25 protein-coding genes are annotated in these 22,886 nt (G+C 65.3%); 18 read left to right on the forward strand and 7 right to left on the reverse strand.

The genetic code is table 11. From position 1 onward, the window contains the following. The first annotated feature begins 168 nt into the window (after positions 1–168). The 10 genes from rpsP to QWJ37_RS07030 all read left to right on the forward strand — a co-directional run bounded on the left by rpsP (position 169) and on the right by QWJ37_RS07030 (position 6,167). Complete coding sequence (rpsP, locus tag QWJ37_RS06985) at positions 169–576, forward strand: 30S ribosomal protein S16 (protein ID WP_227901483.1); 408 nt, start codon at positions 169–171, stop codon at positions 574–576. A gap of 1 nt (position 577) precedes the next feature. Further along, positions 578–820, forward strand: a complete 243-nt coding sequence (locus tag QWJ37_RS06990) for an RNA-binding protein (RefSeq protein ID WP_146364407.1) — start codon at positions 578–580, stop codon at positions 818–820. Between the two features lie 158 nt (positions 821–978). Continuing rightward, complete coding sequence (gene rimM, locus QWJ37_RS06995; RefSeq protein WP_227901484.1) at positions 979–1,545, forward strand: ribosome maturation factor RimM; 567 nt, start codon at positions 979–981, stop codon at positions 1,543–1,545. Then, entirely contained in the window at positions 1,546–2,325 is a 780-nt protein-coding gene (gene trmD / locus QWJ37_RS07000; protein WP_227901485.1) for a tRNA (guanosine(37)-N1)-methyltransferase TrmD, read from the forward strand. Positions 2,326–2,563: 238 nt separating this feature from the next. Continuing rightward, complete coding sequence (rplS, locus tag QWJ37_RS07005) at positions 2,564–2,923, forward strand: 50S ribosomal protein L19 (protein WP_227901486.1); 360 nt, start codon at positions 2,564–2,566, stop codon at positions 2,921–2,923. Between the two features lie 5 nt (positions 2,924–2,928). Beyond that, positions 2,929–3,639 (forward strand): signal peptidase I, encoded by a 711-nt coding sequence (gene lepB, locus QWJ37_RS07010; protein ID WP_290244899.1) that lies wholly within the window; start codon positions 2,929–2,931, stop codon positions 3,637–3,639. Positions 3,640–3,650: 11 nt separating this feature from the next. After that, positions 3,651–4,418, forward strand: a complete 768-nt coding sequence (gene lepB, locus QWJ37_RS07015; RefSeq protein WP_290244900.1) for a signal peptidase I — start codon at positions 3,651–3,653, stop codon at positions 4,416–4,418. Then, positions 4,415–5,230: a ribonuclease HII gene (locus tag QWJ37_RS07020; RefSeq protein ID WP_290244901.1), complete on the forward strand. Its 816-nt coding sequence runs from the start codon at positions 4,415–4,417 to the stop codon at positions 5,228–5,230. Before lepB (QWJ37_RS07015) ends, QWJ37_RS07020 begins: the two co-directional genes overlap by 4 nt. After that, a complete protein-coding gene (locus tag QWJ37_RS07025; protein WP_227901490.1) occupies positions 5,227–5,547 on the forward strand; it encodes a DUF2469 domain-containing protein in 321 nt (106 codons plus the stop codon). The genes QWJ37_RS07020 and QWJ37_RS07025 overlap by 4 nt, the downstream gene beginning before the upstream one ends. 20 nt (positions 5,548–5,567) lie before the next feature. Next, positions 5,568–6,167, forward strand: coding sequence for a hypothetical protein (locus QWJ37_RS07030; RefSeq protein ID WP_290244902.1), 600 nt, complete (start codon positions 5,568–5,570; stop codon positions 6,165–6,167). A gap of 47 nt (positions 6,168–6,214) precedes the next feature. Here QWJ37_RS07030 and QWJ37_RS07035 read toward each other — a convergent pair whose 3' ends face one another. Next, complete coding sequence (locus QWJ37_RS07035; protein WP_290244903.1) at positions 6,215–7,132, reverse strand: hypothetical protein; 918 nt, start codon at positions 7,130–7,132, stop codon at positions 6,215–6,217. A 265-nt stretch (positions 7,133–7,397) separates the two neighbouring features. Between QWJ37_RS07035 and QWJ37_RS07040 the strand changes: the two genes are divergently transcribed. From QWJ37_RS07040 to QWJ37_RS07075, 8 genes are all read left to right on the forward strand, one after another. Next, positions 7,398–8,438, forward strand: a complete 1,041-nt coding sequence (locus QWJ37_RS07040) for a hypothetical protein (RefSeq protein WP_290244904.1) — start codon at positions 7,398–7,400, stop codon at positions 8,436–8,438. Between the two features lie 110 nt (positions 8,439–8,548). After that, positions 8,549–8,905, forward strand: coding sequence for a YraN family protein (locus QWJ37_RS07045; protein ID WP_290244905.1), 357 nt, complete (start codon positions 8,549–8,551; stop codon positions 8,903–8,905). 171 nt (positions 8,906–9,076) lie between these two features. Next, complete coding sequence (locus QWJ37_RS07050; protein WP_290244906.1) at positions 9,077–9,523, forward strand: hypothetical protein; 447 nt, start codon at positions 9,077–9,079, stop codon at positions 9,521–9,523. 142 nt (positions 9,524–9,665) lie between these two features. Continuing rightward, positions 9,666–11,210, forward strand: coding sequence for a YifB family Mg chelatase-like AAA ATPase (locus tag QWJ37_RS07055; RefSeq protein ID WP_290244907.1), 1,545 nt, complete (start codon positions 9,666–9,668; stop codon positions 11,208–11,210). Continuing rightward, entirely contained in the window at positions 11,207–12,460 is a 1,254-nt protein-coding gene (gene dprA, locus QWJ37_RS07060) for a DNA-processing protein DprA (RefSeq protein WP_227901497.1), read from the forward strand. Before QWJ37_RS07055 ends, dprA begins: the two co-directional genes overlap by 4 nt. 62 nt (positions 12,461–12,522) lie before the next feature. Further along, entirely contained in the window at positions 12,523–13,050 is a 528-nt protein-coding gene (locus QWJ37_RS07065; protein ID WP_290244908.1) for a methylated-DNA--[protein]-cysteine S-methyltransferase, read from the forward strand. A gap of 62 nt (positions 13,051–13,112) precedes the next feature. Then, a complete protein-coding gene (locus QWJ37_RS07070; protein WP_290244909.1) occupies positions 13,113–14,057 on the forward strand; it encodes a tyrosine recombinase XerC in 945 nt (314 codons plus the stop codon). Positions 14,058–14,203: 146 nt separating this feature from the next. Continuing rightward, positions 14,204–14,707, forward strand: coding sequence for a DUF3145 domain-containing protein (locus tag QWJ37_RS07075; RefSeq protein WP_227901500.1), 504 nt, complete (start codon positions 14,204–14,206; stop codon positions 14,705–14,707). Between the two features lie 145 nt (positions 14,708–14,852). Here QWJ37_RS07075 and fabF read toward each other — a convergent pair whose 3' ends face one another. The 6 genes from fabF to aceE all read right to left on the reverse strand — a co-directional run bounded on the left by fabF (position 14,853) and on the right by aceE (position 22,823). Then, positions 14,853–16,088, reverse strand: a complete 1,236-nt coding sequence (fabF, locus tag QWJ37_RS07080) for a beta-ketoacyl-ACP synthase II (protein WP_227901501.1) — start codon at positions 16,086–16,088, stop codon at positions 14,853–14,855. An 86-nt stretch (positions 16,089–16,174) separates the two neighbouring features. After that, the gene (locus QWJ37_RS07085; protein WP_055240832.1) at positions 16,175–16,420 is read right to left on the reverse strand and encodes an acyl carrier protein; all 246 of its coding nucleotides are present in this window, start codon (positions 16,418–16,420) and stop codon (positions 16,175–16,177) included. A gap of 112 nt (positions 16,421–16,532) precedes the next feature. Continuing rightward, positions 16,533–17,588, reverse strand: coding sequence for a beta-ketoacyl-ACP synthase III (locus tag QWJ37_RS07090; protein ID WP_290244910.1), 1,056 nt, complete (start codon positions 17,586–17,588; stop codon positions 16,533–16,535). After that, positions 17,585–18,538, reverse strand: coding sequence for an ACP S-malonyltransferase (locus QWJ37_RS07095; protein ID WP_227901503.1), 954 nt, complete (start codon positions 18,536–18,538; stop codon positions 17,585–17,587). Before QWJ37_RS07095 ends, QWJ37_RS07090 begins: the two co-directional genes overlap by 4 nt. A gap of 109 nt (positions 18,539–18,647) precedes the next feature. After that, positions 18,648–19,874 carry a helix-turn-helix domain-containing protein gene (locus QWJ37_RS07100; RefSeq protein ID WP_227901504.1) on the reverse strand — a complete coding sequence of 409 codons (1,227 nt, stop codon included), beginning with the start codon at positions 19,872–19,874 and terminating at the stop codon, positions 18,648–18,650. Between the two features lie 210 nt (positions 19,875–20,084). Continuing rightward, complete coding sequence (gene aceE, locus QWJ37_RS07105; RefSeq protein ID WP_227901505.1) at positions 20,085–22,823, reverse strand: pyruvate dehydrogenase (acetyl-transferring), homodimeric type; 2,739 nt, start codon at positions 22,821–22,823, stop codon at positions 20,085–20,087. Positions 22,824–22,886: the final 63 nt, after the last annotated feature.

A 22,886-nucleotide genomic window follows, 5' to 3' on the forward strand; every position in this document is an offset into this window, starting at 1 on the left:
GGCAAGTCGCAAAAGGCGGAGTCATCTGGCACAATGGTCAGGTACTCGATCTGCGCGGCCCCTCTCTCCGTGCATGCATCTTGTCCTTTTGAACCCCAACGTTATGGCCCGCCCCACGGGAGCAGAAGTACGGGTTCGCCCCATTTCAGATCAGGAGTGACCACAAAAGTGGCCGTAAAGATTCGCCTTAAGCGCCTCGGCAAGAAGTTCTCAGCACACTACCGCGTTGTTGTCATGGATTCCCGTGCCAAGCGCGATGGCCGTGCCATCGAGGAAATCGGACTGTACCGTCCGACCGAAGAGCCGTCGTACATCGACATCAAGTCCGACCGCGCCCAGTACTGGCTCGGCGTCGGCGCCCAGCCCACCGAGCAGGTCGCAGCACTGCTGAAGATCACCGGTGACTGGCAGAAGTTCAAGAACATCGAAGGCCAGGAAGGTACCCTGCGTACCAAGGCCCCGAAGGAGCCCTTCGTGGCTCCCGAAAAGAAGTCAGTGATTGTCCCCGAGGCCATCACTCCCAAGGCCAAGAAGGAGGAAGCCCCCGAGGCTCCCGCCGAGGCTGAGGCTGAGTAACTTGCTCGCTGAAGCACTGGAGCACCTCGTGCGCGGCATCGTTGACAGTCCTGAGGACGTCAAGGTTTCCGCCAAGAGCAACCGCCGGGGGGAAACCCTCGAGGTTCGGGTTCACCAGGACGATCTGGGCCGGGTCATCGGCCGGCAGGGACGGACGGCCCGCGCACTGCGCACGGTCATCGCCGCCCTGGCCAACGGTGAGCAGGTCCGGGTTGACGTTGTGGATACCGACCGGCGCCGCTGATGATCACCGGCGCTGCGGAAGCGAACAGTTCTTCCTTGCAGTACCAGCAGTAAAAGCAGTACACAGGATCCGGCCCCGACACCAGATAATGGTGCAGGGGCCGGATTTTTTGTGAGGCGGGCTCCCGCCGGCACCCTATCCCTGACAGAGGAGAAACCATGCAGTTGCAGGTGGCACGTATCGGTAAGCCGCACGGCATTCGTGGCGAAGTGACCGTCCAGGTCCTGACCGACGCCCCCGGGGACCGCTTTGTCCCGGGCACCGAACTCACGGTGGAACCGGCCTCCAAAGGGCCGCTGACCGTCCTCAGCGCACGCTGGAACAAGGACATCCTGCTGCTCGGGTTCGAGGAGGTCGCGGACCGTAACGGTGCCGAGGAGCTCCGCGGAGCCAAGCTGTTCATTGACACCGAAACGGTGGATGAGGACGGTGACGACGAGGGCTGGTACGAACACGAGCTGGTGGGCCTGCAGGCGCGCGTGGGGGACGACGTCGTGGGCACCGTCAGCGGGCTGCGCACCCTGACGGTGCAGGACCTGCTGGTGGTCGAGGGCACCGGTGGAGAGGAAATCCTGGTGCCGTTTGTCGAGGCAATCGTTCCCGAGGTCAACGTGGATGGCGGATACGTGCTGCTGACGCCGCCGGAGGGGCTCTTCGAGCTGAACACCTCCGAAGAGAAGAAGCCTGAAGAGAAGAAGGCCGATCCGAAGGAAGCCGGACAGTAAGTGCGCATCGACGTTGTCAGCATTTTCCCCGAGTACCTGGCAGCCCTGGAGCTGTCCCTGATCGGCAAGGCCCGTCAGGACGGACTGCTGGATCTGGCCGTGCACGATCTGCGCGACTTCACCACCGACCGTCACCGGACCGTGGATGACACCCCGTACGGTGGCGGCGCCGGCATGGTGATGAAGCCCGAGCCGTGGGCACAGGCACTTGAGTCCGTGGCCGGTGAGGGGGAAAACCGTCCCGTGCTGATTGTTCCCTCACCCGCCGGAGCCGTTTTCACGCAGGCCATGGCGTACGAGCTGGCCGAGGAAAAGCACCTGGTCTTCGCCTGCGGACGTTACGAAGGCATCGACGAGCGGGTGCTGGAATGGGCCGGCGAGCGTTTCGACGTCCGGCCGGTCAGCCTGGGTGACTATGTGCTCAACGGCGGGGAAGTGGCCGTGCTGGCGATGGTGGAGGCCGTGGGCCGCCTCGTGCCCGGCGTCGTAGGCAATCCGGAATCCCTGGTGGAGGAATCCCATTCCGACGGACTGCTTGAATACCCCGTCTACACCAAGCCCTCCGCCTGGCGCGAGCGTCCGGTGCCCGAGGTTCTGCTCAGTGGCAACCACGCGAAGATTGCCCGTTTCCGCCGGGATGAGCAGCTGCGGCGCACCGCTGCGCGGCGTCCCGACCTGATCGAAAAGTTCGACGCCGCGAGCCTGGATAAAGCCGACCGTGCCACGCTGGCTTCGCTCGGCTACGAGGTCCGTGACGGCAGGATCAGCCGCGGCGCCTGAACCCGGTACCGGTGATTGGTGCCGGGGATGCCGATGTGGCAAAATAAGACACTGTGTCATCTGGGCCCGTACCTGCCACAGGGGGAGCGCGGCCAACAGCCATGACACACCGGCAACCCATCCTCGGGTCCAGCCGGTCTTTCTAACTTCGACAGCATCCGTGCCGCCCGTCCGGGCCGCATTCTTGCTGCCGTTACCAAAGTGGATGACCTGTGGCGTTCACCAGGAGTGATAAACAATGCACATCCTAGATTCTGTTGACGCAGCTTCCCTGCGTACGGACATCCCCGAGTTCCGCGCCGGTGACACCGTCAAGGTTCACGTAAACATCATCGAAGGCAAGAACACCCGTGTTCAGGTCTTCCAGGGCTTCGTGCTCAAGCGCCAGGGTGATGGCCTCCGCGCGACCTTCACGGTCCGCAAGGTCTCCTTCGGTGTCGGCGTTGAGCGTACCTTCCCGGTACACTCCCCGGTCATCGACAAGATCGAGGTTGTCTCCAAGGGTGACGTGCGTCGCGCCAAGCTGTACTACATGCGCGATCTGCGCGGCAAGGCAGCCAAGATCAAGGAAAAGCGCGACTTCCGTCCCGCCAAGTAACTTACTTGTCTGCAGCATCCGCCTCCGGGGAACCCTCCGCGAAGCACACGAAACGCCGGCCCCGGTTTGTGGGCTGGCGTTTTGTGCTATGTGCTCTCGCCGCCGCAGTGATCCTCGCCGCCGTCGTCCGGGCTTTCTTCTTCGACGTCTTCTACATTCCCTCCAACTCCATGCAGCCGCTGCTGGAACCCGGAGACCGGGTGCTGGTGTCGCGTACGGCGTACTCCTCCGAGGACATCCGCCGCGGCGACGTGGTGGTTTTTGACGGCCGCGGCTCCCTGGCCCCCTTGCACAGCGGTCGCCCGGCCCTGGCCGACGCTGCGGTCACCGTAGGACGCTGGCTCGGACTGGCCGGCAGCGACACGGTCTATGTGAAACGCGTCATCGGAGTTGCCGGGGACCGGGTCAGCTGCTGCTCCGACGACGATCCAAGAATCACGGTTAACGGAACTCCGCTGGATGAACCGTACGTTTATGAGGGAGATGCAGCCAGCGACCACGGGTTCGACGTGACGGTACCGGAGGGGCGGCTGTGGCTGATGGGCGACCACCGGTCCGAGTCCGCTGATTCACGCTCCCTGCTGGGAGCCCCGGGCGGCGGCCTGATCTCCACGGAGAGGGTGATCGGCGAAGCCCGGAAGATTCTCTGGCCGCTCGAACGCAGTACCAATATTGACCGGCTATCCTTAGGAGCCGAGTGGAACACGGAGAAATAAGAGGAAACGCAATGTCGCAGAATCCGGACCAGTCCCAGGACGGGACACCCGGCTCCGGGGAACAGCGGGATCACGCAGCACATAAGGCGCCCAAGGACAGGAAGCGCGGCCTCGGAGCCTGGTTGCGCGAAGTCCTCACGATTGTGGTCATCGCCCTGCTGCTGTCCTTCCTTATCAAAACCTTCCTTTTCCGGGCCTTTTACATCCCGTCAGGGTCCATGGAGGAGACGCTCGAGATCAACGACCGGATTTTCGTGAACCTTCTGGTCCCGGAACCGATCGACCTGAACCGCGGCGATGTTGTGGTGTTCAAGGACACCAAGGGCTGGCTGCCCGAGACCGTCGCCAAGGAATCGAACCCGGTCCGTGATGCCCTCACCTTTGTGGGACTGCTGCCCGATGAATCACAGCAGCACCTGGTCAAGCGTGTCATCGGCACCGAAGGGGACCACGTTGTCTGCTGCGATGCCGATGGCAGGATCACGGTCAACGGCGAACCGCTGGACGAGCCCTACCTGTATCCCGGTGCCGCGCCTTCGGACATCCCCTTTGACGTAGTGGTGCCGGAAGGGAAGGTCTGGGTGATGGGGGATCACCGCAACGCCTCCGCCGATTCCCGGGAACACCAGAACGGTGAAGGCGGCGGTTTCGTCGACGTGGACGACATTGAAGGCAAAGCCGTTGTGACTGCCTGGCCGCTGAACCGCATCGGCGGCGTCAGCAGTTACGAAGAGGTTTTCAAGGACATACCCGCCCCGACCGAAAACAGTGGTCAATGAGCACGGAAACCGTCCCGGCGACCAGCCCGGCAGCAGCGCGGACTGCTGCGCGCCCGCCGGCGTCCAAGGCGCCGACCCTGCGCTATGAACGCACCTTCGCCGCCCGCGGGCACCGTATCCTCGCCGGCTGCGACGAAGTGGGCCGCGGAGCACTTGCCGGGCCGGTCTCCGTAGGGCTGGTGGCCGTGGACCTGGCCACGGTGCGTTCGCTCAAAGGCGTGCGGGACAGCAAACTGTTGTCCGTCGCTGACCGGAATGCACTGGTCCCCAAAATCAAGAAATGGGCCCTCGCCTGGGGCGTCGGCCACGCCAGTGCCGCCGAAATCGATCTTCACGGACTCACCGCTGCACTGCGCCTGGCCGGGACACGCGCCTGGGACCAGGTGTGCCTGACCCTGCGCCCCGACGTCGTGCTCCTGGACGGCAACTTCAACTGGCTCTCCCCGGAGCGCCAGGGAAGTCTCTTCGACGAGCTCGACGGCGCGGATGCTTCCGGGGCGGACGACGGCGGCTGTACGGCCGAGGTGCATACCCGGATCAAGGCGGACATGCAGTGCCTGAGCGTGGCCGCCGCCAGTGTTCTGGCGAAAGTGGAGCGCGACGCCATGATGGTAGAGTTTGCCGCTGCCCACCCGCACTACTCGTGGGAGATCAACAAGGGCTACGCCACCGGCTCGCATCGTGCGGCCATAGATGTCCACGGACCGACGCCGCTGCACCGGATGTCCTGGCGCCTTGGCTCCAGGGAACGGCCAGGCGCGTTGGAATCCGGGAACGACCTAAGCCCAGTTGGGGGGATGATAGGACCATGAGCGCCGAAGATCTCGAGAACTATGAAACGGACATGGAGCTTCAGCTCTACCGGGAGTACCGGGACGTTGTAGGCCTGTTCAGCTACGTGGTGGAAACCGAGCGCCGGTTCTACCTGGCCAACCATGTTGACCTCCAGGCCCGTTCCGCCGACGGTGAGATCTACTTCGACCTCACCCTGCAGGACGCCTGGGTCTGGGATGTCTACCGTTCCGCCCGCTTCGTCAAAAGCGTGCGCGTGATTACCTTCAAGGACGTCAACGTCGAGGAACTGACCCGCAACGACGACCTCACGCTGCCCAAGGCGGACGAACTCTAGCCCGGGGGCATACTGCCGGCATGCCTGGATCCGGTACAGGTTTCGACGCGAACCGGCGGTTGTATGCCCAAATGCGGCCCGACGGCGGGTCGCTGGCCCATTTGCTGGCCCTCCAACAGGCGGTCGCCGCCGCGGCGCCTCGCGGCGTCCGTCCGGTCCCGTCGCGGCAACTGCACCTGACGCTCATCCACTTCGGCAAAGTGCTGGATGTGTACCGGGTCATCACTGCTGCCACGGGTATCTCGCTGCCGGATTATGCCCGGCTGCTGGAAGGTTATATCGAGCGGACAGAGTCGCTCCTGCCCGCAACAGCGTTCCATTTGCAGCCGGTGCGGGCCGCCGGGTTCGGTGCCCACGGACGCACCCTCGCGGTGGAGTATGCGCCCACTCCGGAGCTATCCGCGCTGCATGCAGGACTGTTGGAAGAGCTGGAGGGGTTCCTGGCCGCCTGCGGAATTGCGGGTACGGCGTCGTTCATGGCCGGTGACCCGAATTTTATGTTTGCCCGAACCCTCCGGCCGCACATCACATTGGTCAGAGGTTATACCGGGCCGCCGCCGGGCCTGGAGCTGGGGCGTGTGACGCTGATTCCCATGCCTGTGGTGTACCCCGGGCGCTGAGCAGGCCGGGGTACACCGTGAGGCGCCGGCTGATACCGGGCAGCGGGCTAGCTGTGGTTGCCGCGGCGGCGGGTCAGGAGCACAACGGCCGTGCCGAGGCCCAGGATCCCGGCTCCTGCCAGTGCCGGGAACAGTCCGTCCGCACCCGTGGCGGCCAGTGCCGGGTCGGTTGCCGATGTGTCGGTCCCTGCAGGGCCGGATGATCCGGGACCTGAGGATCCGGGTTCAGTTGTTCCGGGATCCGGGGTGCTGGCGCCTGCGGGGGTTTTCGTGGCAGGAGGTGCGGCCGGGTTGGTTGTCGGCGACCCGGTCGGTGTCGGGGTAGCCGTGCCCTTGGGGGCGGGCGCAGTGCCGGTCGGCGTCGGGGTGGCAGAGCCTGTCGGCGTGGGCGTCCCGGTTGGCGGCTCGCCGGGCTCGCCGGGCTTGCTCGGCTCGCTGGGCTTGTCGGAGGGAGTTGACGGCGACGGTGAGGGCTGCTCGGTTGGCCCGCAGGCCGGTACCAGGGCCACGTCCGCGAGCTCCTGGTGCTTGGCCTCCACCAGTGTCACGTTGCCCGGGAACCCCTCGGGGTAAGTGATCGTGTCCGGCCATGCAATGGCTCCCGGCGACTCCAGCTGGTCCTGCTGCACCGCCCACCCGTCCCCGCAGACCTCCACGGGAAGGAGAGCCGTGATGTCGGTAAACCAGCGGTGCCCCACCTGTGTGTCCAGGAGGGTCTGCGGTCCCGAATTCTCCCAGGCGGCGGGCTGGTCCTTATCTTTCTTTTCGTACAGGTAGATACCCGTTTCCTGAAACGGTGTACCCGGTGACGGGTCCTGGGCCGGCGTCGATGTGCCAGCGGTGGGATGTTCATTCGGCTGCCCCGTTCCGGTAGCCAGTGCGGGGGCTCCGGTGGCCACAGATAAGCCGGCGAGCACTGCTATCCCCGTTACGAAAGCGGTTCGGTGCGTCTTGCGGATGTGCATGGTTTCCTTCTCGTGGTTTGGAAGTCGGCGCTTTTGCGGCCACAGCGTGACGCGCCTTTCGCAGTATTCGGGGATTAACACAGGGAGCCCGCAAGATCAGCGCAAGATACTCGAAACCGAGTAGCTTTCAGATAAAAGCAAGTAGTTTTGGGCGGAAATAACGCTGTTGCCCGGCTCGCTGGAGGGCTAATCTCTCGGCTGTTGATGCCTGGACGATGTGGCCCGGGCCCGTGTGCTGATGAATCGGCCCGTGTGAGGATGGGGCATGACTTTCAATGCCGATGTGTTGCTCGCCGGACCGCGGGGCCGCCGCCTGTGTCTGGAGGTGGCGGCGGAACTGGATCCCGATGTCCGGAACGCAGTGTTCCAGCTGGGCTACGAACTCGACCCCGGCCGGGGCACTTCCGTGGTGATGTTCGGCGATCTGTCGAAGGACGCCGGTTCCCGCCCGGCAGCGTCAGCGGACGCACTCGCAGCTCTGCTTGGCTCCATGGACGTACCGGACCTGACCGAGGACCTTATCCTCGATGCACTGCAACGGTCGGTGATGAGCGCCCGATACTGGCAGGAACCTGACGGGGAGGATGTGCTTGCTGCCATACCGGCTATCCGCCGGGCTTTGCAGCGCGTCGCAGAACGGGCGGTGGTCATGGAGGTGCTTCGGGCGGATTCGCGGATGCAGCGGCAGTGGGCCATCGACTGGCGGGGACCGGATGATCCGGCACCGCTGGGCAGGGACCCGGAAAAGACCCTGGCCAAGTGGGGCCGCGCCATACGTGCCGATGAGCTGACGTGGCGGGAAAGTCGGCGCGGGCCGGAATGGACGGGGGACTGGTGGTCCATTCCGCTTGGCCTCACCGGCACAGTCGGCCGTATTCCGGCGGGGCTGAACCTGGTGGAGGACTATCCGGGCTGGGAGCGCGCGACCACTATTCCGGTCGACGGGGCAGGCAGGACGTTTGAAATCCGCAGCGAGGAGGACTGGGTTCTGCTGTGCCGCCGGTTCCCGCTGGAAGTGTCCGCTTCCCGGCGCTGGGTCTGGCTGCGCACCACCGGACGTGAGGGCCGCTGGGTTATTCCGGACTGGGAACTCGTGGCAGGGGAGTGGGACGCCGTCCACTTGACGGTGCCGGGGTATCTCAGCTGCGCCGGTAGGGCGCTGGCCGTGGACGAGAGGACCGGATCCGTGATTGCAGGCTGGGACCCGGACCGGACCATCTGGCTTACCGACGTGGTACGCGAAACCGGCGAACCACGGCAGTATTGGCGCCGTTCCCCGAACGGTGACGGCTGGTTCCCCGTGTAAGCGGTTCGCGGTGCCTCCACAGGACCCCTTGAAGTGTCGCGCACCCGGTGCTCTCCACATGCCCGGGCTCCACGCCTGCTGGCCGGTTCGTTAGCCGCAAGCGTGATGACATGAGAGCCAAAGACATACTCGGCAGCCGCGGCGAAGAACTCGCGGCACAGTATCTGACTGAGTCAGGGCTGTGTGTGATTGACCGGAACTGGCGCTGCCCGGACGGGGAGATAGATCTGGTGGCGGTGGACGGAGCAACCCTGGTGATAGTGGAGGTCAAGACGCGCTCGTCCCTGAACTTCGGCCACCCCTTTGAAGCCATCAGCCCCGCCAAACTGGCACGCCTGCACCATCTGGGTGCAGCGTGGGTGCGGGCGCATAACAGATATTATGCGCATCGACGGATCGACGCGGTGGCAGTGCTGGATGACGGCACCGGTTCGCCCGTGCTCGAGCACCTGAGGGGGATTTCCTGATTCCCGCGAGCCCGGGACGCGCCGCTGCACGGCACCGGCACGATCTAGCTTCCTGGACAGTGACACGGCGGGCAACCGCTTCACCGCGCCGTAGTGGTCGGCGCCATTGGATGCGTCTTTTTCGGCGCCGGCGGGGCCTTCTGTGTCTGGAAAAAGCTGAGGGAACCCGCTGTGCTGACCCTTACTCCGGCCGGGATCAGGGTGCAGTCTGCCGGGTTTATCCCATGGGCTAACCTCGACGCTGTCGGCGTGGGCCGGACACCGGGCGGTCCATACGGAGCGAAGATCATCGGTATCCGGGTGAAATCCCAGAAACAGCTCGTGGAAACGATGAGTCCGCAGGAGCAACGCCTCATGCGCGGTGCCGCCAGGGTAGGCAGGGCAGCAGGGTTTGCCCTGCCGGCCGGCAGGCATCCGGGTCAGAAAGCACTCCGGTCCGTACCCCGGCAGGATCCTGTGGCGATCATGGAGTGGACCCGCAGTACCACCGGCTGGGACCTGAGCTGGTCCCCGATGCTCTTCAACCACCGCAGTACCACCGTGGTCGAGATGATCGAAACGTATCACCGGAGTGTGCGGCGTTCCTCCAGCCCTGACACCTTTCCTCCACACCGCTGAGCTTCTCCCTCAGGCATAACCGCTTGTGCACAGCGACCGGCAGAGGAATCCCCTGACACCGCAGCCCCGGGCAGGGTGGTGCCATGAATGCACAGGAACGCCGAATACACGGTAGTACGGTCAGCCCTGCAGCGGTGGCGTCATGAGTCTGGGCCGCACCTATGGCGTGGGACTCGTGGGTCTCCAGGGCAGGATGGTGGAAGTCGAGGCGGACATCGGCCAGTCCCTCCCTTCGTTTATTCTGCTCGGCCTGCCGGACGCGTCGCTGAACGAGTCACGCGACCGGGTGAAGTCTGCAGCGAAGAATGCCGGATTGCCGTTGAGCAGGCGCCGTATCACGGTGAACCTTATGCCCGCAGACGTCCCAAAACACGGATCAGGTTTCGATCTGGCCATAGCCGTGGCCGCACTGTGCGCCGGCGGTGCGCTCCGCAGCCCCGGAAGGTGCGTTTTTCTTGCAGAACTGGGACTCGACAGCAGATTGCGGCCGATCCGCGGCGTCCTTCCGGCCGTGATGGCGGCGGTAGCCGCCGGGTATACGGATTTCGTCGTGGCCGAGGAGAACGCAGCGGAAGCGGCACTGGTTCCCTCCGCCCGGGTGCGGGGCTGCTCCTCCCTGGCACAGGTCGCTGCCGGCCTGGGAGCTGATCCGGAACTGCTGGTATTCCCCGCTCCGGTTGCCGGCGGGGCCGGCGCCGAAGCGGAAGAGGACCCGGGAGTGCCAGCGGTACCGGATCTTTCCGATGTGTCCGGACAACAGGAGGCACGGTTCGCCATCGAGGTTGCGGCCGCCGGCGCTCACCATCTTCTGATGACCGGCCCCCCGGGAGCGGGGAAAACCATGCTGGCCGAGCGGCTGCCCGGTATCCTCCCGGACCTGCCCGACGATCAGGCGATGGAAGTGACCGCAATTCATTCACTGGCCTGGCAGGGACGCCCGTGCCGTGAGTTGCTGCGTCGGCCGCCGTTCCAAAGCCCGCATCACACGGCGTCCACTGCTGCAGTGATTGGAGGCGGTTCGGGCATTCCCCGCCCCGGCGCAGCGTCCCGGGCCCACAGGGGTGTGCTTTTCCTGGATGAGGCACCTGAATACGAGCGACGGGTATTGGACGGATTGCGCCAGCCGTTGGAAAGCGGGCAGCTCGTGCTGCACAGGGCCGCCGGCACTGCCGTATACCCTGCCCGTTTCCAGCTGATACTGGCAGCGAATCCCTGCCCGTGTGGTTTGGCGACGGGGAAAGGCATCGAATGTACCTGCACCCCGCAGCAGCGGCGACGGTACTTTAGCCGCCTCTCCGGTCCGCTGCTCGACCGCGTAGACCTGCAGCTCAGCGTGCGGAGGGTTGCGCTGGGCGATTACTTTTCCACTGAGACACCGGAAACAAGCTCAACTGTTGCGGAGCGGGTACACAGTGCCAGGCACCTCCAAAAGGAACGGCTGAGGCCGTTGAACTGCGAAACGAACGCCGAGGTTCCCGGCGGGCTGCTCCGGGACGCGCTGCGTCCCCGACCCAAAGCTACGGCCGCCCTGGACCGGGCCATGGAGCGGCAGCTGCTGACGGCGCGCGGCTATGACCGTGTACTCCGCGTCGCCTGGACCATCGCAGACCTCGCCGGTCATGGCACCCCGGACGCCGACGACGTCGGTCAGGCGTTGGGCTTCCGGACCCAGGGGGCTGCGGCATGAGTGAGGACCTTCTCCGTGCCCGCGCCGCACTGTCCAGATTGTTCGAACCTTCGGACATGGTGGGTCTTGCCCTGGTGTCTGCAGCCGGACCGGAGCAGGCGTTGCAGATAGCCACCGGGGGACGGCAGGTTTCCTCAGCGCTCATACACAAAACCGCCGGCATCCTGACCTCAGTGGGCGTGGCCGGAAAGGGATACGCCCTCGCAGAGGGACTGAAACGCTGGCGTCCGCGGGTTGCTGATCTGGCTCCTGACAGAGATCTGGAAACCATCAGGCGGCTGGGTGGTGAGCTGCTCATCCCGGAGGACCCGCGTTGGCCTGAGGCGCTGTCCCATCTGGAGCTCGGGATGCCGCTGTGCCTGTGGGTCCGGGGACAGCTGGCGGGCGGGCTCCCCGATATGAAACGTACGGTGGCTCTTGTCGGATCCCGGGACGCCACGGGCTACGGCCTGTCCATCACTGGGGATCTCTCGGCGGGTTTGGCCAGCCGGGGATACACCGTTGTTTCAGGAGGCGCCTACGGCATTGATGCCCAGGCACACCGTGCTGCGCTCGCCGCAACACTTCCGGAGGCAGCCGGCTCCGGGATATCTACCATCGCGGTAATGGCCTGCGGTGCGGACCGGTTCTATCCGGCGGGCAACGAAGACCTGCTCCGTGCAATTGCGGAACACGGGCTGCTGCTGTCGGAGGTACCGCCCGGGTCAGCACCGACACGGTGGAGGTTCCTGCAGCGGAACCGCATCATCGCCGCACTGAGTGCGGTGACGGTGGTGGTCGAGGCACGGTGGCGTTCCGGGGCACTGAACACCGCACATCACGCGGCAGGATTGGGACGGGAGGTCGGGGCGGTTCCCGGATCGGTGTACTCAGCCAACTCCGCCGGCTGCCACCGGTTGCTGCGTGACGGCAGCGCCGTCTGCGTAACTGATGCCCAGGAAGTCGCCGAGCTGGCCGGGCCGCTGACACAGGAAGTACCCGACGTGGCCCAAGCTGTGGAATCCGCATCGCAGTCCGGGCACGGGCCGGCCGGACGGGCCCGGGAGAAGAGATCAGACCACGATGGTTTGGCAGTGGAAGATCTCCTCCTTCTGGACGCCCTTCCCGTACGCAGCGACACCTCCATCGACAAACTCGCCTCGGTGGCCGGGCTGCCGGTGGCGGGAGTGCGTGCAGGGCTGGCCAGGCTGGAACTGGAAGGCCTCGCAATCCGTGCCGGACCCGACGGGTGGCGCCGCGGTAAACGCTAGGGATTCAGCCCGTCCCATCCTTGTTGTCCGACCCGTCCCAACCCAAAAAGGAAGAACCCATCATGATGACTCACAAGATCATTACTTCGCCCGTCGGGGTGCTTAGCCTCGTCGCAACCGACGGTGTCCTCTCCGCGTTGAGGCTGGGCCCGCCGACTGAACTGACCGGAGCGGGTACACCCTACGGCCTGGCAGCTGAGCAGGGCTTTGAAGACGTGGAGCGGCAACTGGCGGAGTACTTCGACGGCAGGCGATGCTGCTTCACAGTGCGCGTTGCTCCCAGGGGCACTGACTTCCAGCGCAGCGTCTGGGAGCGGGTGGGAAGCATTACCTACGGCTCAACCGCCACTTATAAATCGCTGGCACTGGGCTTGGGAGATGCAGCCAAGGCACGCAGCGTAGGGGCGGCGTTGTCCCGTAATCCGCTCAACATCGTTGTACCGACGCACAGAGTTGTCGGTTCCCGGGGAGCACTGACGGGATATTCCGGCGGGCTGGAAGCGAAACAGTATCTTCTGGAGCTCGAACAGTCACCCGGCACCGAGGCACTCCGACGATCCTGCAGTCACACGGACAAAGTGCCTGCCTAGGACTTCCCCTCAGGACCGCGTGCCTGCTTGAAGGAAGGGGGCAATAAGAGAACAGTAAAGGGGTGAGAACCAAGGGAACCGCAGACACCGTGCCGTGGCCGGCAGAATTCCGGTCAGCGCTTGAGGGCTTCTGCCGGTACCTGACGTCGGAACGGGGGCGGTCCGAACACACGGTCCGGGCCTATGAATCGGACGTCACCCAGCTTCTGGACTTCGCGCTGGGGTCAGGGATTGTTGCGCTCAAGGATTTGGACCTGAGTGTTCTGCGTGGATGGCTGGGGGAACTGAGCAGCAGCGGCCAGGCACGTTCCACCCTGGCCCGGCGGGCAGCCACGGCCCGCAGCTTTGCCAACTGGGCGCTGCGCGAAGAACTGATCAGCGAGAATCCGGCGCTGCGGCTTCGGGCGCCAAAGAAGGAAAAAACCCTTCCCGGCGTGCTGCGGAGCGGCCAGCTGGAGGACCTGTTCAAGACCATGCAGGCAGCGGCTGCCGAAGGGGAGCCTGTTGCCCTCAGGGACCGGGCCATGGTGGAACTGCTCTACGCCACCGGAGTCCGGGTCGGCGAGCTGTCCGGCCTGGACATCGATGACCTGGACCCCGATCGCAGGACACTGCGGGTCCTGGGCAAAGGCAACAAGGAGCGCACGGTGCCCTACGGTCTGCCGGCTGCCCTTGCCGTGGACGATTGGCTGCGCCGGGGACGCCCGGCACTGGCCGTTCCCGAAAGCGGTCCGGCCTTGTTCCTCGGGAAGCGCGGACGCCGGGTGGACCAGCGGCAGGTCCGCGGCGTCGTCGCCGAACTGCTGGCGGCCCTGCCGGACACCTCCGCCACGGGTCCGCATGCACTGCGCCACTCGGCGGCCACACATCTCCTGGACGGTGGCGCGGACCTGCGCGCAGTGCAGGAAATCCTGGGCCATTCCTCGCTGGCAACCACACAGCTATACACGCATGTCTCCGTGGACCGGCTGCGGCAAAGCTACAGCCAGGCACATCCGCGGGCCTAGGACCCATAGGACACTTGCGGTACGTGCGGCTCATTGGCGCATTCCGATAACATGCGGCACAATGATGGACAGCGGGCACGCGGACCGGTTATTCGTCCATGCAGCAGGTCGTTGGGGAAGACGTACCTACAGCTATGGAGGATGGAATGTCTGTTGTGATGGCGCGCGGAGTACTCTTTGTGCACTCTGCCCCTTCCGCGTTGTGCCCTCATATTGAGTGGGCCATTGGATCCGTCGTTGAAAAGCGAACGGATCTACAGTGGACCCCTCAGCCCGCCGCGCCCGGAATGGTCCGCGCCGAGATCGCATGGTCCGGGCCGCAGGGGACCGGCTCCCTCCTGGCTTCCGCCCTGCGCGGCTGGGCGCACCTCCGCTATGAAGTGACCGAGGACCAGAGTCCGGGCGCCGACGGAAGCCGCTGGGCACACACCCCCGAACTGGGGATCTTCCACGCCGCCACCGATGTCCACGGCAACATCATGGTTTCCGAGGACCGCATCCGCTACGCCTACGAGAACGGTGCCGGAGACCCCTCGGCGGTCTACCACGAGCTCTCCCTGGCCCTCGGCGAAGCCTGGGACGAGGAACTGGAACCGTTCCGTCATGCTGCCGACGGCGCTCCGGTGCGCTGGCTGCACCAGGTCGGCTAACGAACCTGACGAACCTGACGGACCGGGCGTTCCGGCGCCCGTAGACCTTCCATAGCAAAAGGAACAGGCATCCGCTTCCCGGTGAGGGAAGCGGATGCCTGTTCCTTTTGGTTCTGTCTGCCGGTCAGTAACCGGCACGCCCTTATCAGTGGTTGCGGAGCACTGCTACGGCATTGTGGCCGCCGAAGCCGAAGGAATTGCTCAGCGCAACAATGTCACCGTCGCGCAGTTTGCGTTCGGCAGTCACCACGTCCAGCGGGATTTCCGGGTCCTGGTTGTCCAGGTTGATCGTGACCGGGGCCTGGCGCTCGTACACGGCCAGTGCGGTCAGGACCGCTTCCACGGCACCCGAGGCACCCAGCAGGTGGCCCATCTGGGACTTGGTCGCGGAGACCGCCACGCCGTCCAGGGCGCTGCCGAGGGCGGCCTTCAGAGCGGTGTACTCGGGCTTGTCGCCCACCGGGGTGGACGTGGCGTGCGCGTTGACGTGGACTACGTCCTCGGCCTGGGCACGGGCATCGAAGAGTGCGGCCTTCAGGGCCCGGGTGGCGCCCAGTCCTTCCGGATCCGGTGCGGTGATGTGGTAGGCATCGGCGGTCACCGCGGTGCCGGCCAGTTCGGCGTAGATGCGCGCACCGCGGGCGATGGCGTGCTCTTCGCTCTCCAGCACCAGGGCGCCGGCGCCTTCGCCCATGACAAAGCCGTCACGGTCCCGGTCATAAGGCCGCGAGGCATGCTGCGGATCATCGTTGCGTTTGGACAGCGCCTGCATGGAGGCGAAGGAAGCCATCGGCATCGGGTGGATGCAGGCCTCGGCACCGCCGGCGACGACAATGTCGGCCTTGCCTGAGCGGATCAGTTCCAGGCCCTGATGGAGGGCCTCGGTGCCGGAGGCGCAGGCGGAAACGGGGGTATGTGCGCCGGCACGGGCGCCCAGATCCAGGGAGACGGCAGCGGCGGGACCGTTGGGCATCAGCATGGGAACGGTCATGGGCAGCACACGCCGCGGACCCTTCTCACGCAGGGTGTCCCACGCATCGAGCAGGGTCCAGACACCGCCGATGCCGGTGGCGAAGGTGACGGCGAGCCGGTCCTGGTCTACATCCTCCAGTCCCGAGTCGGCCCACGCTTCGCGGGCGGCGACGACGGCGAACTGGGTGGACGGGTCCATGCGCTTGGCTTCAACCCGGGAGAGGACCTCAGTGGCGGGAGTGGTGACCCGCGCGGCGAAGGTGACGGGCAGGGAGTATTTCTCCACCCATTCGTCTTCCAGCGTCCGGGCGCCGGAGACGCCCTGCAGTGCGTTCTTCCACATCGTGGGGACGTCCCCGCCGATGGGCGTGGTCGCGCCAAGGCCTGTGATGACTACTTTGCGGGCCATGATTCACTCTCTTGAAACAGTTGCTGTTGGGGTGCCGGGGTACCGGCGGTGCCGGGCGGCCGCCGCGTGGCAGCGGCCGCCGGAGGTTAGGCCTGGGCGTTGGAGATGAAGTCCACGGCGTCGCCGACGGTCTTCAGGTTCTTGACCTCTTCGTCAGGGATGCGCACGCCGAACTTCTCCTCAGCGTTGACCACGATGGTCATCATGGAAATGGAGTCGATGTCCAGGTCATCGGTGAAGGACTTATCCAGCTCGACGGCCTCGGGGGCCAGGCCGGTCTCTTCGTTGACGATCTCGGCGAGGCCGGCCAGGATTTCTTCGTTGCTAGCCATGTTGGCTCCTTTTCTTGTTGTGCCGGTATGTGACCGGTCCGGGTTTCCAGCCGCCGAAGCGGTGTGGTTAGTGGGGCCGTTCCTGCCGGGGCAGCAACGGCGGATGGTGCAGCTAGGGGAGGACCACTACCTGGGCGCCGAACACGAGGCCGGCACCAAAACCGATCTGCAGCGAAAGCTTGCCGCTCAGTTCAGGGTGTTCCTTCAGCAGCCGGTAGGTGGCCAGCGGGATGGACGCTGCGGAGGTGTTTCCGGCGTCGGCGATGTCGCGGGCGATGACGACCGACTCGGGCAGCTTGAGCTGCTTGGCCATTTCGTCGATGATGCGCATGTTCGCCTGGTGCGGTACAAACGCGGACAGGTCCTCGGCGGTAATGCCGGCGGCATCAAGAGCCTGCTGGGCCGCCTTGGCCATTTCCCAGACTGCCCAGCGGAAGACGGTCTGGCCGTCCTGGCGCAGGGTGGGCCAGAGCTTGGTTTCGCGCAGCTCCGCAGCGCTGACGCCGCCCTCGGACTCTGCAGCAAGTGAGAGTTCACGGACGTCCAGCATGGAGTGGGTCATGCCGATCGCCCCGGACTTACTGCCGTCGGATCCCCAGACCGAGGGCGCGATGCCGGGTGTGTCTGAGGGGCCAACGACGACGGCGCCGGCGCCGTCGCCCAGCAGGAACGAAATGGTGCGCTCGGTGTTGTCGATGATGTCAGAGAGCTTTTCGACACCGATGACCAGTACGTAGTTGGCGGCGCCGGAGCGCACCAGAGCGTCTGCCTGGGCAATGCCGTAGCAGTATCCGGCGCAGGCGGCCGAGACGTCGTAGGCCGGGGCGGGGGTGGCTCCGAGCCGTTCGGTGATCTGCGTGGCGGCGGAGGGGGTGGCGTAGGGGTGGGTCACGGTGGAAACAATGACGGCGCCCAGCTGCGAGCCGTCAATACCGGCGTTTTCCAGGGCTTCGCGGCCGGCTGCTTCGGCCATGTCGATCACCGACGTGCCCTTGTCGGCACGGTGCCGGGTGATGATGCCGGTGCGCTGGCGGATCCATTCGTCGGAGGATTCAATCCACTGGCACACATCGTCGTTGCTGACAATGACGTCGGGGCGGAACGCGCCGATGCCGTGAATGCGGCTGAACTCGTTGACGGGGGACTGCTTCAGGGTGGGCGTGCTCACGCGTTACCTTCTCCGGTTGTAGCTGCCGTGCCTGAGTGTTCAAGGATGAACTCACGGGCAGCTGGTAGGTCTTCGGGGGATTTCAGGGCCAGGGTCGGCACACCCTTCATGCCGCGGCGGGCCAGTCCCGTAAGGGTTCCGGCCGGCGGCAGTTCCAGGATGCCGGTTACGCCCATGGCAACCATGTTTTCCATGCAGAGGTCCCAGCGTACGGGCCGGGATACCTGGGCTATCAGGCTGTCGAGGTTTGCTTCACCGGAGACCACGGCGGCACCGTCGCGGTTCGAGAGCAGGGTCGGCAGGGGGTCCTGGGGGGACAGGGACGGACGCAGGGCTTCAAGGACAGTCACTGCGGGGGCCATGTGTGATGTGTGGAAGGCGCCGGCGACCTTCAGCGGGATGACCCTTGCCTTGGCCGGCGGGGCAGCGGTGAGCACTTCGAGCTGGTTGTGGGTTCCGGCCGCTACCACCTGGCCGCCGCCGTTGGCGTTGGCCGCGGTGAGGCCCGCTGCTTCGAGCGCGGCAGCAACATCATCCGGGTCGCCGCCCAGGACGGCGCTCATGCCGGTGGGTTCCACGGCCGCCGCCCGGGCCATGGCATTGGCCCGCTCCCTGACGAACACCAGGGCATCCTTTTCCGGCAGGGCTCCGGCAATGGCGGATGCGGTGATCTCACCGACGGAGTGCCCGGCAAGGACGGTGGCCGAGGTGAGGGCAGAAGGGTCCAGCAGCAGCCGGCCCGCCATTAGTCCGGCCGCCACGATAAGCGGCTGCGCCACGGCGGTGTCCTTAATGGTTTCCTCATCGGAAACGGTGCCGTGGGCAATCAGGTCCAGCCCGACGACGTCGCTGAGCGCGGTGAGGTGATCCCTTACGCCGGGCAGTTCCAGCCACGGTGCGAGGAATCCTGGCGTTTGGGACCCCTGGCCGGGGCAGACAATTGCAAGCACGTATACAGCTTTCCAAACATAGGGGGCGGGATCGGGTGTTTGGGTAAACCAAGCTCCCGGGGCGGGCTTGTAGGAAGTCTACAAGCTCCGGTAGGGCTCCGGGCAGGGTTTAGAGGCGTGCCGGAGGCTTTTCCGGTGCCGCTTTGCCCGCTGGCGCCAGGCGCCCGACAACCAGGGCCGTCTGCAGCACGAAGGCCTCACGCGGCAGCATCGGATCCCATCCGGTGACGTCGCAGACGCGCCGGAGCCGGTACCGCACGGTGTTGGCATGGACAAAGAGTTCCCGGGCGGTGGCCTCGAGGGAGTGGCCAAGTGAGAGGTAGGCGCCGAGTGTTTCGGCAAGTCCGTTGGATGCGCCCAGAAGGGGCCGGTAGATGCTTTCCACCAGTGCCTGGCGTGCCGTGTCGTCGCCGGACATCACCCGTTCGGGCCAGAGATCGTCGGCAGCAACGGGACGCGGAGCCGCGGGCCAGGCACGCGCAGCCGTAAGCCCGGCAAAGGCTGCCTGCGCGGAGGGCCCGGCTTCCACGAGCGATGCTGCGGGTGGTCCGTAGACCACCGGTCCCGGACCGAACAGTTCGGACAGCCGGGTGTAGGAGAAGGATTTGTCCTCCAGACCGCCCAGCACCAGGATCAGCCGTTCACCTTGGATGCCCACCAGGGTGTCCTCGGCCAGCCGCCCCGTGGCGCGGCGCAGTTCGTTGACGAAGGAGGCGTTGGCTTCGGCAGGGGAGCCGCCCACCATTACGGTTACCGGCGCCGTCGAGGTCCACCCCACCGCGGCGATCCGGGAGCGCAGGGCATCCGAACTCTCGCCCCGCAGGATCGCGTCCACCACCAGTGCCTCCAGGCGGGTGTCCCAGGCGCCGCGGGTTTCAGCCGCACGGGCGTAAACGTCGGCAGCGGCAAAAGCGACTTCCCGGGAATAGCGCAACACTGCTTCACGGAGCGAGGCCTGCACTTCGTTGGCAGCGAGCTCCGGCACGCGGTCCTCCACCACCTGGACCACCACCCGGATCAGCTGCAGGGCCTTCTGCAGGCTGATGGAGCGGGTCAGTTCCGTGGGCGCAGTGCCGAAGACATCGCTCAGCACCCAGGCCGGCGAGGCCGGGCGCTGGTACCAGTTGACAAAGGAGGCGATGCCTTTTTGCGCCACCATGCCCAGTGCTGACCGCTCGTCCGGGCGCAGGCCCCGATACCAGGGCAGCGAAATATCAAGCTGCTGCAAGGTGGCAGTGGACAACCTGCCGATATTGGCTTTGAGGCGGTCCACCGTGGTGGCGTCTGCCGCCGGCCGCTGAGCGGAGGCGGCTGGCTTACTGGAACTCACTGGCATACAGGCGAGCTTACGGCCTGCGCCGATGATCGGCCATTTTGTGCGAAGGCTACAAGTTCGCTAGTTGCCAGGTGAGGGGCGGCGAGGCAGGGGATCACGGCTTAAACGCAGAGGAACCGCCGCGTGTGCGGCGGTTCCCCTGTTTGGAGCCGGTGTCACGGACCTGTTCGGTACCAACACCGGCGTCCGTGGTTGCGAAGCAGATGCCGGTTAAGCGTCGCCCCCGGCGTTACCGCTAGTACCGGCGTTGACGTCCAGCAGGCGGTACTTCTCAATGGCCTCCTTGGGGGCATTGGCGTCGACCTCGCCGCGGCGGGCAAGCATCTCAAGTGCCCGCACCACCATCGAGTGGCTGTCGATCTTGAAGTACCGGCGTGCTGCGGCACGGGTGTCAGCGAAACCGAAGTCATCAGCGCCGAGGCTGGCGAACTCGTTCGGCAGGAACTGGCGGATCTGGTCCGGCACGGCCTTCATGTAGTCCGTGGACGCCACGATGGGACCGGTGGCCCCGGCCAGCTGCTGGGTCACGAACGGCACGCGCGGTTCCGAACCCGGGTTCAGGAACGCTTCCTCCTCGGCGGCCAGGCCGTCGCGGCGAAGCTCGTTCCAGGACGTCACGGACCAGACATCGGCCGAAACACCCCAGTCCTCGGCGAGCAGCTTCTGCGCCTCCAGTGCCCACGGCACGGCGACGCCGGAGGCCAGCAGCTGCGTGCGCGGCCCGTCGATCTTCGCCGGGGCGAGCAGGTAGATGCCCTTGATGATGCCTTCAACGTCAAGGTCCTCGGGGGCCTTGGGCTGCTGGATGGGCTCGTTGTAGACCATCAGGTTGTAGATGACGTTCGGATCCTTCGAATCCGGTCCGTACATCTCCTCCAGCCCGTGGCGCACAATGTGCCCGATCTCGTAACCGTACGCCGGATCGTAGGTCTTCACCGCGGGGTTGGTGGAGGCCAGGATCGGCGAATGGCCGTCGGCATGCTGCAGGCCTTCACCGGTCAGCGTGGTGCGACCGGCCGTGGCCGAGATCAGGAAGCCGCGTGCCATCTGGTCGGTGGCCGCCCAGATGTAGTCAGCCGTGCGCTGGAACCCGAACATCGAGTAGAACACGTAGACCGGGATCAGCGGCTCACCGTGCGTGGCGTAGGAGGTGCCCGCGGCCGTGAACGCTGCAATGGAGCCGGCCTCGTTGATGCCTACGTGAACAATCTGGCCCTGCGGGGACTCCTTGTAGGCCAGGACGAGGTCCCGGTCCACGGACAGGTAGTTCTGGCCCTTGGGGTTGTAGATCTTCGCCGTCGGGAAGAAGGAGTCCATGCCGAAGGTCCGGGCCTCGTCGGGGATGATCGGCACAATCCGCTTGCCGAATTCCTTGTCCCGCATCAGGTCCTTGAGGAGGCGGACAAAGGCCATGGTGGTGGCTGCCAGCTGCTTGCCGGAGCCCCGGTTGGCTACTTCGTAGGCCTTCTCGTCCGGCAGGTGTACCGGTTCGTGCTGAACCCGGCGCTCGGGCACGTTGCCGCCGAGCTCGCGGCGGCGCTCCAGCATGTACTTGATCTCCGGAGCGTCTGCACCCGGGTTGTAGTACGGCGGCTGGTACGGATCGGCTTCGAGCTGCTCGTCGCTGATCGGGATGCGCAGGTGGTCGCGGAAGGCCTTGAGGTCATCCAGGGTCAGCTTCTTCATCTGGTGGGTCGCGTTGCGTCCCTCGAAGTGCGTACCCAGGCCGTAGCCCTTGACCGTGTGCGCCAGGATGACCGTGGGGGCACCCTTGAATTCCATGGCGGCCTTGTAGGCGGCGTACACCTTGCGGTAGTCGTGCCCGCCACGCTTGAGGTTCCAGATCTCCTCGTCGGTCAGGTTGGCTACGAGTTCCTTGGTCTCCGGGCTCTTGCCGAAGAAGTGTTCGCGCACAAACCCGCCGGACTCGGCCTTGTAGGTCTGGTAGTCGCCATCGGGGGTGGCATTCATGATGTCCACCAGCGAGCCGTCCTTGTCCCGCTGCAGCAGGTCATCCCACTCGCGGCCCCAGACAACCTTGATGACGTTCCAGCCGGCGCCGCGGAAGAAGGCTTCCAGTTCCTGCATGATCTTGCCGTTGCCGCGGACGGGACCGTCGAGGCGCTGCAGGTTGCAGTTGACCACAAACGTCAGGTTGTCGAGCTTGTCGTTGGCGGCCAGCTGGAGCAGGCCGCGCGATTCGGGCTCGTCCATTTCGCCGTCGCCCAGGAAGGCCCAGACATGCTGGTCCGAGGTGTCCTTGATGCCCCGGTTCTCCAGGTAGCGGTTGGACTGCGCCTGGTAGATCGCGTTCATGGGCCCGATGCCCATGGACACGGTGGGGAACTCCCAGAAATCAGGCATGCTGCGCGGGTGCGGATAGGAGGACAGGGCGTGGCCTTCGCGGGATTTCTCCTGGCGGAAGCCGTCCATGTCCTCTTCGCTGAGCCGCCCCTCGAGGAAGGCGCGGGCGTACATACCGGGGGAGGCGTGACCCTGGAAATAAATCTGGTCTCCGCCGCCCGGGTGGTCCTTGCCCCGGAAGAAGTGGTTCATGCCCACTTCGTACAGGGTCGCGGCACCGGCGTAAGTCGAAATGTGCCCGCCGACGCCGATTCCCGGGCGCTGCGCCCGGTGCACCATGATGGCCGCGTTCCAACGCAGCCAGGCGCGGTAACGCCGTTCAATTTCCTCGTCGCCGGGGAACTCGGGTTCCTGGTCCACGGGGATCGTATTGACGTAGTCCGTGGTGGTTACCATCGGGACGCCCACGCTCTGGGAACCGGCACGCTGCAGCAGCGAACGCATAATGTACTGCGCGCGTTCGGTGCCCTGCGAGCGGATGAGTTCGTCAAGCGACTCGATCCATTCTGCGGTTTCCTCAGGATCACGGTCCGGAAGCTGGTTGGTTAACCCGCTCAGGATGTCCGTTGTGTCTTCTGCGGCCACGGCCAACCTCTCTTAAGTACAGATTGTGTCTGCCAGATTCTTCAGTGGGATCCAGCCGGTGTC

Origin of the sequence: Arthrobacter sp. YD2 (genome assembly GCF_030410475.1) — a bacterium.
In the GTDB taxonomy this organism is placed as follows: domain Bacteria; phylum Actinomycetota; class Actinomycetes; order Actinomycetales; family Micrococcaceae; genus Arthrobacter_B; species Arthrobacter_B zhangbolii.